This is a genomic window from Novilysobacter antarcticus, assembly GCF_019802285.1.
Taxonomy (GTDB): Bacteria; Pseudomonadota; Gammaproteobacteria; order Xanthomonadales; family Xanthomonadaceae; genus Novilysobacter; species Novilysobacter antarcticus.
Genome location: NZ_JAIEUJ010000002.1, coordinates 158,372 through 174,810 on the forward strand (window position 1 = coordinate 158,372; position 16,439 = coordinate 174,810).

General features: G+C 66.7%; 13 protein-coding genes, 1 tRNA gene and 1 pseudogene. 2 read left to right on the forward strand and 13 right to left on the reverse strand.

Annotated elements, in window-relative coordinates:
* Window positions 1–10 precede the first annotated feature (10 nt).
* The 10 genes and pseudogenes from KZ491_RS12930 to murJ form a co-directional block, all read right to left on the reverse strand.
* Window positions 11–799 (reverse strand): CpsD/CapB family tyrosine-protein kinase, encoded by a 789-nt coding sequence (locus KZ491_RS12930; protein ID WP_425493118.1) that lies wholly within the window; start codon window positions 797–799, stop codon window positions 11–13.
* Window positions 785–2,206, reverse strand: a pseudogene (locus tag KZ491_RS12935) (GumC family protein); the annotation flags it as partial. The gene KZ491_RS12930 and the pseudogene KZ491_RS12935, both read right to left, overlap by 15 nt.
* Window positions 2,188–2,898, reverse strand: coding sequence for a polysaccharide biosynthesis/export family protein (locus tag KZ491_RS05470; protein WP_222564883.1), 711 nt, complete (start codon window positions 2,896–2,898; stop codon window positions 2,188–2,190). The gene KZ491_RS05470 and the pseudogene KZ491_RS12935, both read right to left, overlap by 19 nt.
* A 32-nt stretch (window positions 2,899–2,930) precedes the next feature.
* Window positions 2,931–3,764, reverse strand: coding sequence for a tyrosine-protein phosphatase (locus KZ491_RS05475; protein WP_222564884.1), 834 nt, complete (start codon window positions 3,762–3,764; stop codon window positions 2,931–2,933).
* Between the two features lie 74 nt (window positions 3,765–3,838).
* Window positions 3,839–3,914, reverse strand: a tRNA-Thr gene (locus KZ491_RS05480).
* 88 nt (window positions 3,915–4,002) lie between these two features.
* A complete protein-coding gene (gene ispH / locus KZ491_RS05485; RefSeq protein WP_222564885.1) occupies window positions 4,003–4,950 on the reverse strand; it encodes a 4-hydroxy-3-methylbut-2-enyl diphosphate reductase in 948 nt (315 codons plus the stop codon).
* Window positions 4,951–4,960: 10 nt separating this feature from the next.
* Window positions 4,961–5,464: a signal peptidase II gene (gene lspA, locus KZ491_RS05490; RefSeq protein WP_222564886.1), complete on the reverse strand. Its 504-nt coding sequence runs from the start codon at window positions 5,462–5,464 to the stop codon at window positions 4,961–4,963.
* The gene (gene ileS / locus KZ491_RS05495) at window positions 5,464–8,274 is read right to left on the reverse strand and encodes an isoleucine--tRNA ligase (RefSeq protein ID WP_222565483.1); all 2,811 of its coding nucleotides are present in this window, start codon (window positions 8,272–8,274) and stop codon (window positions 5,464–5,466) included. Before ileS ends, lspA begins: the two co-directional genes overlap by 1 nt.
* A gap of 59 nt (window positions 8,275–8,333) precedes the next feature.
* On the reverse strand, window positions 8,334–9,287 hold the full coding sequence (locus KZ491_RS05500; protein WP_222564887.1) for a bifunctional riboflavin kinase/FAD synthetase: 954 nt from the start codon (window positions 9,285–9,287) through the stop codon (window positions 8,334–8,336).
* Window positions 9,288–9,342: 55 nt separating this feature from the next.
* Window positions 9,343–10,857: a murein biosynthesis integral membrane protein MurJ gene (gene murJ, locus KZ491_RS05505; protein WP_246606584.1), complete on the reverse strand. Its 1,515-nt coding sequence runs from the start codon at window positions 10,855–10,857 to the stop codon at window positions 9,343–9,345.
* A gap of 136 nt (window positions 10,858–10,993) precedes the next feature.
* On the opposite strand from murJ, the gene rpsT reads away from it, so the two are divergent.
* A complete protein-coding gene (rpsT, locus tag KZ491_RS05510; protein ID WP_222565484.1) occupies window positions 10,994–11,263 on the forward strand; it encodes a 30S ribosomal protein S20 in 270 nt (89 codons plus the stop codon).
* Between the two features lie 157 nt (window positions 11,264–11,420).
* On the opposite strand, the gene cgtA is transcribed toward rpsT, so the two are convergent.
* The 3 genes from cgtA to rplU all read right to left on the reverse strand — a co-directional run bounded on the left by cgtA (window position 11,421) and on the right by rplU (window position 13,238).
* Window positions 11,421–12,521: an Obg family GTPase CgtA gene (gene cgtA / locus KZ491_RS05515; RefSeq protein WP_222564889.1), complete on the reverse strand. Its 1,101-nt coding sequence runs from the start codon at window positions 12,519–12,521 to the stop codon at window positions 11,421–11,423.
* A 126-nt stretch (window positions 12,522–12,647) separates the two neighbouring features.
* Window positions 12,648–12,905 carry a 50S ribosomal protein L27 gene (gene rpmA / locus KZ491_RS05520; protein ID WP_222564890.1) on the reverse strand — a complete coding sequence of 86 codons (258 nt, stop codon included), beginning with the start codon at window positions 12,903–12,905 and terminating at the stop codon, window positions 12,648–12,650.
* Window positions 12,906–12,917: 12 nt separating this feature from the next.
* Entirely contained in the window at window positions 12,918–13,238 is a 321-nt protein-coding gene (gene rplU, locus KZ491_RS05525) for a 50S ribosomal protein L21 (protein WP_043957504.1), read from the reverse strand.
* Between the two features lie 187 nt (window positions 13,239–13,425).
* Here rplU and uvrA point away from each other — a divergent pair, with 187 nt between their 5' ends.
* Window positions 13,426–16,371, forward strand: coding sequence for an excinuclease ABC subunit UvrA (uvrA, locus tag KZ491_RS05530; protein ID WP_222564891.1), 2,946 nt, complete (start codon window positions 13,426–13,428; stop codon window positions 16,369–16,371).
* Window positions 16,372–16,439 lie beyond the last annotated feature (68 nt).

The window sequence follows — 16,439 nt, forward strand, 5'->3', positions numbered from 1 at the left end:
CTGGTTTCCGTCACTTGGTCGCGTCGCTGGACCCGTAGCTGTAATAACTGTAACCGTAGCCATCGCCCTTGCGCTTGTGGTCAAAGCCGGTAAGCAAGGTGCCCAGGACGTGGGCGCGCACGCTCACCAGTCGCTCCAGCGCCACCTGCAGCGCATCGCTGCGGGTCTTCTCGGCCGACACCACCAGCAAGGTGGCTTCGATCCGGTTTGCCAGCAGCGGTGCATCGGCCAGGCCCAGTACGGGCGGACCATCGAGCACGACGACGTCGAAGTCTGCGCGCAGCGATTCCAGCAAGGCCGTCAAGCCGTCGCCGGCCAACAGTTCCGGCGGGCTCGGCGGCAGCGGGCCGGAGGTGATCACCGACAGCGTGCTGCCAGCAAGCGGCTGCACCGCGGCGTCAGCCTGGGCCGCGCCTGCGAGCACGCTGGACAGCCCAACGCTGTTGGAAAGGCTCATCAGGCGGTGGATGGAGGGATTGCGCAGGTCGGCATCCACCAGCACCACCCGCTTGCCGAGCTGGGCGATGTTGCGGGCCAGTTCCATAGCGGTGGTGGACTTGCCTTCCGTTGCACTGGCGCTGGTGACCAGCAGGCTGTGCGGCAGACCGTGCGGGGTAGCGAACTGCAACGCCGTGCGCAGCGACCGGTACGCCTCGGCAAATGGCGAGCGGGCATCCGCTGCGGCTTGTGCCGGTGTGGTGCCGTCGGCCAGCAGCGGGATGACGCCCAGCACCGGCCGCGGGATCAGCGCGCGGAGCGCGTCCGGCGTCTTCACCGTGCGATCCAGGAAGTGCAGCACGAACGCCGCCAGCACGCCCAGGAATCCGCCCAGCAGCAGGCCGACCGCCAGGTTCAGTGCCAGCCGCGGCGAGTGGCGGCCGTTGGGAACGATCGCCGGATCGATCACCGAGATGTTGTTGGCCCCCACTCCGCCGGCGACGCCAATCTCCTTGTAGCGCTGCAGCAGCGCGTCGTAGATCTGACGGTTGGTGTCGGCCTCGCGACGCAGGATGTTGTACTGGATGCTGCGGCCTTCCAGGTCGAGCACATCGCCGCGCAGGGTGGCGAGCTGGTCACGCAGCAGGGATTCCTGGCGGACGGCGGCGTCGTAGTCGGCCTTGATCGCCGATCGGATATTGGCGATCTCGGTCGCGACCTGACTGTCGAGCTCCCTGATCTGGCCCTGCAGGCGGACCATGTCGGGGTAGTCCGGCTTGTACACGCCAAGGTTCTGCTGGTACTCGGCGGCCAGGCCGGCGCGTTGCTCGCGCAGCTTCTGGATCAGCGAGTTGGCGACCACCTGCGGCAGACCCAGTCCGTTGCCGGCACTGGCATTGCGCCAACGCGACTCGGCGAGGATGCGTTCGTCCTGCACCTTGGACAGGCTCGCGTTGAGCTGGGACAGGTTCTGCGCCGACAGCGAGGGCGCGCCCTCGCCCACCGACACGATCTGCTCGCGCTCAGAGAACTGGACCAGTTCCTTTTCCGAGTCCTCCAGTCGCGCCTTCAGCTGCGCCAGGCGCTCTTCCAGATACTTGGTCGCGTAAGCGGACGCGTCGAAGCGGCGCTCCAGATTGGAGGCGATAAAGGCATCGGCGTAGGCATTCGCGACCCGCGCGGCCAGCTGTGGGTCGGGCGAGTCGAAGTTGACCTTGACCAGACGCGAGTTGCGTACCGGCTCGATAGTCAGCGCTTTTGTCACCGGGCCAACGAGGGCCTGCTCGCGCGCCTGCTGAGCTGCGGCCGGAGCGGCGTCGGCACCGTTCTTCTCGGCCAGGCGCTCGTTGACCTTCTCGATGGTCTTGGCGTACTGCGGATTATCGACCAGGTTCAGGTCCTGGATGACGCGCTGGGCGAGCGAGCGGCTTTGCAGCAGTTCGTACTGGGTCTGGTAGAAGTCGCGATCCTGCGGTGACTCGACCGGGGACAGTCCCTCGAAGCTGGTCACCTTCATGGTGTCGCGTTCGATCTGGACGGTGGTCGCCGCGCGGTAGATCGGCGTCGCGAGCAGCGTGATCACCAGCGTCAGCAGGACCACCGCGCCGAGCACGCCCAGCACCAGCCACTGGCGCTCACGCAGGATCTGCCAGTAGGCCAGCAGATCGATCTCGTCGTCATCGGGTCGCGACGGCGCCGCAACATCCTGCTCGCGAAAGCCGCTAGCGGGCGCGTTGTCCATTGGGCTGCTCATCGGTACGCCCTCCACACCGCGACAAACGGCGCCAGCTTGATCAGGTTCTGCAGGAAGACCTTGCCGGTGGAGGTATCCACGACGACGATGTCCTCGCCTTGCAGCACGGGGTCGTCCAACTGCCCTTCGATGATCTGGTCAACATCGAAGCGGGCGAAATGGCGGACGCCGCCGACGGTGCGGAACACCAGCACATTCTTGTGGCTGGCCACCGCGTCCATACCCTCCGCCAGCGCCAGCGCCTGCAGCAAGGTGACTTGGGAGGCGATCGGATAGATGCCGGGCTTCTCCACCGAGCCACTGACGGTGACGCGCTGGCTGGAGAACTCCTTGACGAAGATCGTCACCTGCGGGTTCTGCAGGTAGGTGGCGGCGTAGCGACGGGCGACGTCGGCCTCCATCTCGGTCACGGTCATGCCGGCGACGTCAATGACGCCGATCAGTGGCAGGGACACTTGGCCGGAGTTGTTGACCCGGACCTCGCGGTCCAGGTCCTCGACCTGGAACACGGTGACGGTCAGCAGGTCGCTGGGCCCGATCCGGTACTCCGGACGGCCAACGGCCTCGGCCACCGGATCGCCTTGGGGAAGCACTGTCACCGCACCGCTGGCGGCCGGACCGCGGCTGGCGCATGCAGAAAGCAGCAAGGCGCATGCGAGCGCCACGAATCGTGTCAGGTTGGGCAAAACGAGGGTTCCCCGGAACATGCTGCGAAGTGCGGTGAAATATTGACCGCCAATTATGCCCGACTAGACCGCAGCCCGCGCAAAAAACGCACCAGCGCGGAACCCGAACGCGGTGTGTCGTGGCTGCCGGGGGTGAAGCCAGGGGTCGCAAACAGCGGCGGCGGCAGCAATTCCGGCGCGGTGTTGGCAATGATGCCCGCCGGCCGCGTGTGCACCATGTGCTCCGCCTCGTCAGCGCCGACCAAGGTTGCAGCAGCCTCGCGCGCTTCGGCCAGCAACGGCGGGCGACGCTGCGGATGGTGCGCGTCGGTGGCCAGCACCATGCAATGGCCGTCACCGACAAAACGCTCGCCCCAGTACTTGACCCGGCGGCCGAAGCGGCCGGTCAGTGCGCCGGCGGTGATCTGCATCCAAGCGCCGCGCCGGCTGATGCGCTCGAACACCTCGTACTGGTCTTCCACCCAACTCAAGCGCTCCGGATGGGTGATCAGCACGGTGTAGCCGGCCGTCATCAGCTCGAACACTGACTCCTCGAAGCGCGGCGGGGCGACGTGATGGGACGGCTCCAGCAGAAGGTAGCGCGAGCCGGCGATGGTCGGCACCCTGCCCTCGCGCAGGCCGTCCAGCAGGCCCGGGACCAGGTGCACGTCGGCATTGGCATGCAGGCGCAGCGGGATGTCGCGCTGGTCGAGCTCCGCCTGCAGCGCCGCCACGGCGGCACGGATGCCGACAGCGTCGTTCTCGTACATGCCCGGATAGATATGCGGGCTGCAGGCGATTTCGCGGATGCCGTCGGCGGCGGCGATGCGCGCCATGTCCAGCGCCATGTCGAGATCAACCGCACCATCGTCGATGCCGGGAAGAATGTGGCAGTGGAGATCAAGCATCGGGGAGGTCGATCATCGTGAAATGTCCCGCAGTTGCAATGCAAAAAGCCCCGGCAGGGCCGAGGCTTTGCATCTGGTGCCGCAAGGCGGAATCGAACCGTCGACCTACTGATTACGAATCAGTTGCTCTACCAACTGAGCTATTGCGGCAAAGAGGCGGAATTGTAGGCGTCCGCCGGACCCCGGTCAAACCCGGGCGTTGCCGCGACGGGATTCCTTGCGGGTGTCAGTAACGCGCTTACGCTTTCAGCGGGCGCAGTTCCCTGGGCAGGGCGAACACCATGTTTTCCGGCTCGCCCTTCAAGTCCATCAGGTTGTCGGCGCCCAGCTCGCGCAAGCGCTCGATCACGCCGCGTACCAGTATCTCCGGCGCGGAGGCGCCAGCGGTGATGCCGATCTTGCAGCGCCCTGCCAGCCAGGCCGGATCGATTTCGTCCGCGCCGTCGATCAGGTGCGCTTCCACGCCCTCGCGCTCGGCCAGCTCACGCAGGCGGTTGGAGTTGGAACTGTTGACCGAGCCCACCACCAGCACCAGGTCGCACTCGCGGGTGAGGTCGCGCACAGCGTCCTGACGGTTCTGGGTGGCGTAGCAGATGTCGTCCTTCTTCGGCCCCTCGATCATCGGGTAGCGCTCGCGCAGCGCGGCGATGATGGCGCGGGTGTCATCCACCGACAGCGTGGTCTGGGTGGTGTAGGACACATGCTCCGGCTGGTCGATCTGCAGGGTCTGGACGTCGTCCAGATTCTCGACCAGGTGGATTTTGCCGGCAGTCTCGCTCGCCTTCCACTGACCCATGGTGCCTTCCACTTCCGGATGCCCGGCGTGGCCGATCAGCACCATGTCGCGGCCGGCGCGGCACTCGCGGCTGACTTCCAGGTGCACCTTGGTCACCAGCGGACAGGTCGCGTCGAACACCTTCAGTCCGCGGCGGTCGGCCTCGGCCCGCACCGCACGCGAGACGCCGTGCGCGCTGAAAATGACCGTGGCGCCGTCGGGCACCTCGTCGAGCTCTTCAACAAACACCGCGCCGCGCTGCTTGAGGTCGTCGACCACGAATTTGTTGTGCACGACTTCGTGGCGTACGTAGATCGGCGCGCCGAACAGTTCCAGCGAGCGGTTGACGATCTCGATGGCGCGGTCGACACCGGCACAGAAACCCCGGGGGTTGGCAAGAATCAGGTCCATGCCGTTGATTTTACGCCTTTCGTCCGGACAGCAGGCCAAACAGCGCGATACCGATGGCGCCGCCGACGATTGCGGCGTCCGCGATGTTGAACGCCGGCCAGTACCAGTCCTGCCAATGCCACTGGATGAAATCCACCACGTGGCCGTGGATCAGGCGATCAACCACGTTGCCGATGGCTCCGCCGATCACCAGCGCGTACGGCAGCGCGGTCTTCCAATCGCTGCGCGGGGTGCGCCACAGCCAGTAGCCGAGCAGCCCGCTGATGGCGGCGGCAAGGACCACGAAGAAGTACTTCTGCCACCCTCCCGCGTCGCTGAGGAAGCTGAACGCCGCGCCGGTGTTGTAGGTGCGGAACCAGTTCCAGACCCCCTCAATCACCGGCACGGCGGTGTATTCGGGCAGCGATGACAGCACCCAGGCCTTGCTGAGCTGGTCGAGCACGATCACCACGACCGAGAGCGCAAGCCAGACCAGCGCATTGGGTTGCGGACCGGTGCGTGTGGCTGCAGTCATCAGAACCACTTCCGGTGTTCGCCGTTGCCGTCAACGTTTTCGACGCAGCGTCCGCACAGGGTCGGATGCGCCGCGTGGGTACCGACGTCCTCGCGGTGATGCCAGCAGCGGCCGCACTTGGGCTTGATGCTGGGAATGGCGATCACCTCGATCTCCGACGCCGCGTCGTTGGAGGACATGTACACGTCGCCGCTGATGAACAGGAAGCGCAACTCGTCCACGAACGGCGACAACCAGTTCTGGTCGGCGACGCCGCAGCGCAGGGCGATCTCGGCATCCAGCGCGGCGCCGATCTTGCCCTGCGCGCGCATCGGCTCCAGCACCTTGCTCATCTGCTCGCGCAGGGCCAGCAGGCGCTTGAAATCGTCCGCCGACAGCGGCGCGTCGTCCGGCAACGGGGCCAGACCGTCGTACCAGGTGGCGAAAAGCACGTTGGCCTCGCGCGGGCCGTCTGCGGTCACGGCCGGCAGGTGGTTCCACATCTCCTCGGCGGTGAAGCTGAGGATCGGCGCGATCCAGCGCACGAATGCCTCGGCGATGCGGTACATCGCCGCCTGCGCCGAACGCCGGCCCGGCGAGTTCTCCTGCATCGTGTACAGGCGATCCTTGGTGACATCCAGATACAGCGAGCCCAGGTCGACGCTGCAGAAGTTGGCGAGGATCTGCACGATCTCGGGGAAGTCGTAGGCCGCGTAGGCGTCCACGATCCGCTGCTGCAGGCCATGGGCGCGGTGCACGATCCAGCGGTCCAGCTCGACCATCTCGTCGACCGGCATCAGGTGCGTGGCCGGATCGAAGCCGTGCAGGTTGCCCAGCAGGAAGCGCGCGGTGTTACGGATGCGGCGGTAGCCATCGCCGCTGCGCTTGAGGATCTCGTCGGAGACCGACATCTCGTTGCGGTAGTCGGCCGAGGCGATCCACAGCCGCAGCACGTCGGCGCCCATCGCGTCGATGACCTTCTGCGGCGCGACCACGTTGCCCAGCGACTTGGACATCTTGCGACCGTCGGCATCCACCGCGAAGCCGTGCGTCAGCACCTGCCGGAAGGGCGCGGCGCCATCCATCGCGACACCGGTCAGCAGCGAGGACTGGAACCAGCCGCGGTGCTGGTCGGAACCTTCCAGGTACAGTTCGGCCGGCTTGCGCAGCCCGTCTTCGGGCCGCTGCGCCAGCACGCACTCGTGGGTGACGCCCGAATCGAACCAGACATCGAGGATGTCGGTGACCTTGTCGTAGTCGCCCGCCTCATCGCCCAGCAGGCTGGCCGGGTCCAGCGAGTACCAGACATCAATGCCCTCGGCCTCCACCAGCTCGGCGACCTGGTGCATCAACTCGACCGAGCGCGGGTGCGGCTCGCCGGTGATCCGGTGGATGAACAAGGCGATCGGCACGCCCCAGGTGCGCTGGCGGCTGATGCACCAGTCCGGGCGGCCCTCGACCATCCCGGCGATGCGCGCCTGGCCCCACTCCGGGGTCCAGGCAACGTCCTTGATCGCCTGCAGCGCGTCGGTGCGCAGGTTGGCCTTGTCCATCGAGATGAACCACTGCGGCGTGGCCCGGAACGCGACCGGTGTCTTGTGCCGCCAGCAGTGCGGGTAGCTGTGCTCGGTGCGGGTGGCGGCCAGCAGCGCGTCGGTACCGCGCAGGGCATCGACGATGATGTCGTTGGCCTTCCAGATGTGGTTGCCCTCCAGCGCGGTGTCGCCGATTGGCGGCGTGCCGGGCAGGTAGACGCCGCGGGCGTCCACCGGGTTGATCTGCGCCGCGGTGTACTGCTGGACCAGGCCGTAGTGCTGGGCGACCGCGAAATCTTCCTGGCCGTGACCGGGCGCGGTGTGCACGTTGCCGGTACCGTCCTCGTCGGAGACGTGGTCACCCAGCAGAAGCGGGATCTCGCGATCGGCATAGAACGGGTGCTGGACGACGAGAGACTCCAGATCCTCGCCCTTGGCGTGGCCGTGCACGACGAGCTCATCCACGCCGTAGCGGGCGAGTGCATCCGACGCCAGCGCCTCGGCCAGAACCAGCCAGCGACGACCGCCATCGGCACGTGCCGGGCCTTCGACCAGCACGTAGTCGATCGCCGGACCGACGCTGATTGCCAGGCTGGCCGGCAGCGTCCACGGCGTGGTGGTCCAGATCGGCACCGCGACGTGCACGTCGTCATCGGCGACGGCGCCGAAGCGGGTGGCGAACTTCTCCGCCGACAGCGCCGTGTAGGCCACATCCACCGCCGGGGAGACCTTGTCGGCGTATTCGATCTCCGCCTCGGCCAGCGCCGAGCCGCAGTCAAAGCACCAGTGCACCGGCTTGGAACCGCGCACCAGGTGGCCGCGCTCGATGATCTTCGCCAGCGAGCGCAGCATGCCTGCCTCGTAGCTGAAATCCATCGAGCGGTAGGGGTTGTCCCAGTCGCCGATCACGCCCAGGCGCTTGAAGTCCGCGCGCTGCAGTTCGATCTGCTCGGCGGCGTATTCGCGGCACTTCTGGCGGAATTCGACCGCGTCCAGCTTGGTGCCAACCTTGCCGTACTTCTTCTCCACCGCGATCTCGATCGGCAGGCCGTGGCAATCCCAACCCGGCACGTATGGCGCGTCGAAGCCCGACAGCAGCTTGGACTTGACCACCAGGTCCTTGAGCACCTTGTTGACCGCGTGGCCGATGTGGATCACGCCGTTCGCATACGGAGGACCGTCGTGCAGGACGAAGGTCTCGCGCGACGCGGTGTGCTCGCGGATGCGGTCGTACAGGCCTTCTTCCTCCCAGCGGGCCAGCGTCAGCGGCTCGCGCTTGGGCAGGTCACCGCGCATCGGGAAATCCGTCGATGGCAGGTTCAGGGTGGACTTGTAGGGGTTGGCGTTTTTATCGCTCACGCAGTGGCTCGCGGTGTTGGGGTCAGGATGGCGCGCGCCTGTTCGGCGTCGCGGTGCATCTGCGCGGTCAGCGCCGGCAGATCGTCGAAGGTTTCCTCATCGCGCAGCTTCGCGACGAACTCCACCTTGATCCGGCGACCGTACAGGTCACCGCGGAAGTCGAAAAGATGGGCTTCCAGCAGCGGCTCGGTGCCGTTCACCGTGGGGCGGGTGCCGAGGCTGGACACCGAGGCGATGGGCTCCTCCCCCACCCCATGCACCCAGGTGGCGTAGATCCCCGACAGCGCCGGGGTCTTGCCGCCAAAGCGGATGTTGGCTGTGGGATAGCCGAGCGTGCGGCCAAGTTGCGCGCCGCGCACGACACGGCCGCTGATCGCGTACGGACGACCCAGCAGGCGGGTGGCGGTGGCAAAGTCGCCGGCCTGCAGCGCCTCGCGGATGCGGGTACTGGACACACGCTCGCCGTCCAGCGTCACCGGCGCGATAGCGCCCGCGGTGAAGCCGGAACCGGCCTGTTTGCCCATTTGCTGCAATAGCTCCAGGTTGCCGCCGCGGTTCTTGCCGAACTGGAAGCCCGGCCCGACCCACACCTCACGCGCCTGCAACAGGCGCACCAGCACCTCGCTGACGAAATCCTCCGCGCTCATCGAGGCCATGCGCTTGCGGAAGCGGAGCAGCCCGACCTGGTCGATGCCCAGATCGCACAGCCCTTCGGCCTTGGCCCGCGGCGAGAGCAGTCGCGGCGGTGGCGCGCCACGGGCGAACAGCTCGCGCGGCAGCGGCTCGAAACTCAGCGCGACGGCCGGCACCTGCAAGGCCTGCGCACGCTCCACCGCATGGCCTACGAGTGCCCGATGGCCGCGGTGTAGACCATCAAACGCGCCGATGCAGACCACGCTCCCGCGTGGGCACCGGGTCCCGCCTTCGATATCCCTGAACAGCTTGCTCATCGTCGCGGAGTATAGCCGCCGCGCAGCGGGCGTCGGCGCCGCAGGCCCCGACCCGTCACTGGCGCAGGTGCCTGAGTCGCACGCCGGCGATCAGCAGTACCGCGCCGTAAGCGGCAGCGCCCGCGCCGATCACGCCCAGCAGCCACGCCCAACGCATCCAGCCTGCCATCACCGACCAGTCGCCGACCCACTCCCGCAGCAACACCACCGTCACCGCCATCGCCACCAGCCCCAGGCCGATGCGGGTCAGCCAGCCGGCCCAGCCGGGCTGGACCTGGTAGATCCCGTCGCGTTTGAGGAACCGCCACAGCAGCGCCGCATTGATGATGCCGGCGATGGCCGTCGCCCCGGCAATCCCCGCATGGGCATACGGCACCTCCAGCCACCACAGCGGGGTAACGATCAGCACCGTCAGCAGCACGTTGGCGACCACGGTGATGATCGCCGCGCGCATCGGGGTCTTGGTGTCCTGGCGCGAATAGAACGCCGGCAGCAGCACCTTGCTCAGCATGAAGGCCGGGATGCCGACGCTCATCGCGGTCAGCGCGTAGCCGACCATCCTGGTGTCGTCGGGGGTGAATTTGCCGTAGCGGAACAGCGAGGCGGTCAGCGGCTCGGCCAGCAGCGCGAGCCCCAAGGCGGCCGGCAGGCCAACCAGCAGGACCATGCGCAGGCCCCAGTCCAGCGAGCGCGAGTAGCCATGGCCATCGCGGTCGGCGTGCATGCGCGACAGCTGGGGCAGGATCACCGTCCCGATGGCCACGCCGAACAAACCCAGCGGCAGCTCGGTGAGGCGGTCGGAGTAGTACAGCCACGACTGCGCGGCCGGCACCAGCAGGGACGCGAACACCGTGCCCACCAGCAGGTTCACCTGCGATACCGAGGACGAGAAGATGGTCGGCAGCATCAGGGTCATCACCCGGCGCACGCCCTTGTGGCGGAGGTTGAACTTGAACCGCGTGCGCAGGCCCAGCCGCGACATCGCCGGCCACAGCACCAGCAGCTGCAGGATGCCGGCCAGCAGCACGCCCCACGCCAGCGCCTTCTCGGGCACCTCCAGGTAGCCGGCCAGGAACAGCATCGCGCCGATCATCGCCAGGTTGTGCAGCACCGGCGTCAGCGCCGGCAGGCCGAACTGCTTGAAACTGTTCAGCACCGAGCCGGCCAGCGCGGTCATCGAGATGAATACCAGGTACGGGAACGTGATCCGCAGCATCTGCGCGGTCAGCGGTACGAGGTCGGACTCGGACTGGTCGGCGAAGGCCAGGAACAGCCGCGCGACCCACGGCGCGGCCAGGATGCCCAGCCCACTGACCACGACCACCACCGCCAGCAGCGCGCCGGCGACGTGGTCGAGGAAATCCTGCAACGCCTCGTCGTCCCCTTTTTGCTTGAGTTCCGACAGCAACGGCACGAACGCCGAGGAGAACGAGCCTTCCGCGAAGATCCGGCGCAGGTAGTTGGGAATGCGGTACGCGACGACGAAGGCGCTGACGGCCGGACCGGCGCCAAACAGGCTGGCCTGCAGCCAGTCACGCAGGTAGCCGGCGATGCGCGAGATGAAGGTCATCACGCTGAACACCGCCGTGGAACGCAACATCCCGCCTTGCTTGACCAAACCCGCCGACCCCGCCATACTTTCCGGTCTGATTTTACGCCGTACCATATTCTCTTCTTCCAGCACCAACAATTTTCAGGAATACGCCGTGGCAAACATCAAGTCCGCCAAGAAGCGCGCCAAGCAGACCGTCGTGCGCAATGCCCGCAACGCGAGCCAGCGCTCGATGCTGCGCACCTCCGTCAAGAAGGTGCTCAAGGCCCTTGGCGAAAACGACGCCGAGAGCGCCGAGGCCGCCTTCAAGGTTGCCCAGCCACTCCTCGACCGCTTCAGCTCGCGCGGCCTGATCCACAAGAACAAGGCAGCCCGTCACAAGGCCCGCCTGAACGCCCGCATCAAGGCGCTGAAGGCCGCCTGATCCGTTTGTCGCGCGCCGGTTCACACCGGCCGCTGCGGCAGCAATCACGGCGACAGGAAAAACCCGGCTCAGGCCGGGTTTTTTCGTGGGTGCGGAACTGCGGAGGAAACTCTGCAGCCGCGTCGAGCCAAGCTCCCGCTCCGCCATCGGGCGGGTCTCAGCCTTCGGCATCGCGCCGCGCCGCGTCGGCGTCTGCCCTGGCCTGGGCGGCGGCCTCGGTTGCGGCTTCCTGCTCGTCGGCCTTCTGGCGATCAAAGAACGCCATGATCTCCAGCATGATCGGCCAGGTGCCGTCGCGGCCGATCGCCGAGGCGAGGAACCAGCGGTCCTTCCAGCCCAGCTCGTCGACGATGTCCTGCACGATCTGCTCGCGCTCGTCGTCGGGCAACAGGTCGGACTTGTTGAACACCAGCCAGCGCGGCTTGGCCAGCAGCTCGGGGTCGTGTTTCTCCAGCTCACGCTCGATCGCACGCACCTGGTCGGCCGGGCTCATTTCCACCCCACCCTCCATCGGCGCCACATCGACCAAGTGCAGCAGCAGGCGCGTGCGCTGCAGGTGGCGCAGGAACTGCGCGCCCAGGCCCGCACCATCGGCGGCACCCTCGATCAGGCCGGGAATGTCGGCGATCACGAAGCTGCGGTACTTCTCGACACTGACCACGCCCAGGTTCGGGTAGAGGGTGGTGAACGGGTAATCGGCGACCTTGGGCGTGGCGGCCGAGACGGCGCGGATCAGGGTGCTCTTGCCGGCGTTGGGGAAACCCAGCAGGCCGACATCGGCCAGCAGCTTGAGCTCCAGCTTCAGCACGCGCTCCTCGCCGGGCAGGCCGGGAAGTGCCTTGCGCGGGGCACGGTTGACCGAGGTCTTGAAGTGCATGTTGCCCAGGCCGCCCTTGCCGCCCTGGGCGACCAGCAGGCGCTCGCCATGGGTGATCATGTCGCCGATCACCTCGTCGGTTTCGACGTTCACCACCACGGTGCCGACCGGCACGGTAATGACGGTGTCCTCGCCGCCCTTGCCGTACATCTGCCGGCCCCGGCCGTCTTCACCGCGCTGGGCGCGAAAGCGGCGCTGGTGGCGGAAGTCCACCAGGGTGTTGAGGTTCTCGTCGGCCTCCAGCCAGACGCTGCCGCCCGCGCCGCCGTCACCGCCGTCCGGCCCGCCCAGCGGGATGTACTTCTCACGGCGGAACCCGACGCAGCCGTTGCCGCCGTTGCCTGCTGAGACCTGGATTTCGGCTTCGTCGACCAGCTTCATGGAAAACCTCGATAAATGGATGCATGTGCTGCCCGGGCGTAGTGTGCCCGGGAAACGAAAAGCCCCGCCGTAGCGGGGCCTTCGCAGCACGCGTACCGGACCAGGCCGAAGCCCGGTCCGCAGCGGTTACTCGCTGACGACGCTGACGGTGCGGCGCTTCTTCAGGCCCTTGGTCGAGAACTCGACCTTGCCATCAACCAGCGCGAACAGCGTGTGGTCACGACCCAGACCCACGCCCGGACCCGGATGGAACTGGGTACCGCGCTGGCGCACGATGATGTTGCCGGCGTCGATCGCCTGGCCACCGTAGATCTTCACGCCCAGGTATTTCGGGTTGGAGTCGCGACCGTTGCGGGTCGAGCCTCCGGACTTTTTATGTGCCATGGCTGCTGCTCCTTACTTCTTGTCGCCACCGGCAATGCCGGTGATCTCGATTTCGGTGTAGTGCTGACGGTGACCCATCTGCTTGCGGTGGTGCTTGCGGCGACGGAACTTGATGATGCGGATCTTGTCCGCACGTCCGTGACCGACCACCTTCGCACTGACCGTGGCACCCTTGAGTTCGTCGCCGAGCTTCACGCCCTCGCCGTCGCCCAGCATCAGGATGTTGTCGAACTTGATCTCGCTGCCGGCTTCGGCTTCGAGCAGCTCAACGCGCAGGGTCTCGCCCTGCATGACGCGGTATTGCTTACCGCCGGTGACTACAACTGCGTACATGACCATATTCCTCTGTAGTTATTTTTGGTCGCTGCCGCGCCGTCGAGGGCGGACAGAAGCGGAATTGTAATGGGTTCATGGGCTTGCGACAACCATGCAGGCCGTTCGAGGCGCAAGGGCCTCGCAATCCTTCCATTTGCGCGGATTGCCCCCATTTATTGCAGTTGATACGGATAAGGCTTCCTCGATGGCGATGGAATTCATCAGCATCCGCGGTGCGCGGACGCACAACCTCAAGAACATCGATCTCGACATCCCGCGCGACAAGCTGATCGTGATCACCGGCCTGTCGGGCTCGGGCAAGTCGTCGCTGGCGTTCGACACGATCTACGCCGAGGGCCAGCGCCGCTATGTGGAGTCGCTGTCGGCGTACGCGCGGCAGTTCCTGTCGGTGATGGAAAAACCCGACCTGGATCATATCGAAGGCCTGAGCCCGGCGATCTCGATCGAGCAGAAATCCACCTCGCACAACCCCCGCTCCACCGTGGGCACGATCACCGAGATCTACGACTACCTGCGACTGCTGTATGCCCGCGTGGGCACACCGCGCTGCCCCGACCACGGCTACCCGTTGGAGGCGCAGACGGTCAGCCAGATGGTCGACCACGTCATCGCGCTGGCCGACAACCCGGCGACCGCCGAGCACCGCTACATGCTGCTGGCGCCGGTGATCCGCGAACGCAAGGGCGAGCATGCGCAGGTGTTCGACCAGTTGCGCGCGCAGGGTTACGTGCGCGTGCGCGTCGATGGCGAACTGCACGAGATCGACGCCGTGCCGCCGCTGGCGCTGCGCTCCAAGCACACCATCGAGGCGGTGATCGACCGCTTCCGTCCGCGTGAGGATCTCAAGCAACGCCTGGCCGAATCCTTCGAGACCGCGCTCAAGCTCGGCGACGGCATGGCCCAGGTACTGTCGCTGGACGACCCGGCCGCCGCGCCGATGCTGTTCTCGTCCAAATACAGCTGCCCGGTCTGCGACTACTCGTTGCAGGAACTGGAGCCGCGTCTGTTTTCGTTCAACTCGCCGGTGGGCGCCTGCCCGACCTGCGATGGCCTGGGCATGGCCGAGTACTTCGATCCCGCGCGCGTGGTCGTGCATCCCGAGCTGGGGCTGGCAGCCGGCGCGGTGCGGGGCTGGGACCGGCGCAACGCTTACTACTTCCAGTTGATCCAGTCGCTGTCCAAGCACTACGGCTTCGACGTCAACACGCCGTGGAACCAGTTGCCCGAGGACGTCCGCCAGGCGGTGCTGTTTGGCAGCGGCACCGACCAGATTTCCTTCACCTACCTCACCGAGGGCGGCACGCGACACCAGCGCAAGCACCGCTTCGAAGGCATCGTGCCGAACCTGGAACGGCGCTACAAGGAGACCGAGTCGGCCGCGGTGCGCGACGAGCTGACCAAGTACATCAGCGAGCGGTCCTGCATCGATTGCGGCGGCCAGCGGCTGAACCGCGCCGCGCGCAACGTATTCGTCGGCGACCATCCGCTGCCGGACATCGTCGTGCTGCCGATTGACGAGGCACTGACCTTCTTCAAGCAACTGCATCTGGCCGGCTGGCGCGGCGAGATCGCCGAGCGCATCGTCAAGGAGATCAGTGACCGCCTGCGCTTCCTGGTGGACGTCGGCCTGGATTACCTGACCCTGGAGCGCAAGGCCGACTCGCTGTCCGGCGGTGAGGCGCAGCGCATCCGACTGGCCTCGCAGATCGGCGCCGGGCTGGTGGGCGTGATGTACGTGCTCGATGAGCCCTCCATCGGCCTGCACCAGCGCGACAACGAGCGCCTGCTGGGCACCCTCACCCGCCTGCGCGACCTGGGCAACACGGTGATCGTGGTCGAGCATGACGAGGACGCGATCCGCCTGGCCGACCACATCATCGACATTGGTCCGCGCGCGGGCGTGCACGGCGGCGAGGTCGTGGCCCAGGGATCGTTCGAGGACATCCTGGCGGCGCCGCGGTCGCTGACCGGCGATTACCTCAGTGGCCGCAAGCGCATCGAGGTGCCGGGCAAGCGGCACAAGCCCAATCCCGACCAGATCCTGCATCTGCGCGGGGCGACCGGCAACAACCTCAAGGACGTCGACCTGGCGATCCCGGCCGGCCTGCTGACCTGCATCACCGGCGTGTCAGGTTCGGGCAAGTCGACCCTGATCAACGCGACGCTGTACGAGCTGGCGGCGAACGAGCTCAACGGTGCGGCGCGCGCGGTTGCGCCGTATCGCTCGGTCGAGGGGATGGACCTGTTCGACAAGGTCGTCGACATCAACCAGTCGCCGATCGGACGCACTCCGCGCAGCAACCCGGCCACCTACACCGGCCTGTTCACTCCGTTGCGCGAGCTGTTTGCGCAGGTGCCCGAATCGCGCGCGCGCGGCTATGCGCCGGGACGCTTCAGCTTCAACGTGCGCGGCGGCCGTTGCGAAGCATGCCAGGGCGACGGCCTGATCAAGGTCGAGATGCACTTCCTGCCGGACGTGTACGTGCCGTGCGATGTCTGCGGCGGCAAGCGCTACAACCGCGAGACCCTGCAGATCCTCTACAAGGGCTACAGCATCAGCGACGTGCTGGACATGACTGTGGAGGACGCGCTCAAACTGTTCGATGCGATTCCGTCCATCTCGCGCAAGCTGGAAACGCTGGTCGACGTTGGCCTCAGCTACGTCAAGCTCGGCCAATCGGCGACCACGCTGTCGGGCGGCGAAGCGCAGCGGGTCAAGCTGTCCAAGGAACTCTCACGCCGCGACACCGGGCGCACGCTGTACATCCTGGACGAGCCAACCACCGGCCTGCACTTCCACGATATCGAGGCGCTGCTGGCGGTCCTGCACCGCCTGCGCGACGACGGCAATACGGTGGTGGTGATCGAGCACAACCTGGACGTGATCAAGACCGCCGACTGGATCGTCGATCTGGGCCCCGAAGGCGGGCACCGCGGGGGTAACATCCTTGCCAGTGGAACGCCGGAACACATCGCCGGGCTGAAGCACTCGCACACCGGGCATTTCCTCGCCCCGGTGCTGGCCCGCGCGGCTGCCGGTGATGAAGCGCGGCAAGCCACGCCCCACGACGCCACGCCCCGCGCGAGCAAGACGCCGCGCAAGACTGCCAGGAAGACGACCAAAGCATGAGCGACAAGCCCTCACCCGCTGATCCGGGCAACCCCGGCGCCACACCGCCCGCAGCAACGGCGAAGAAG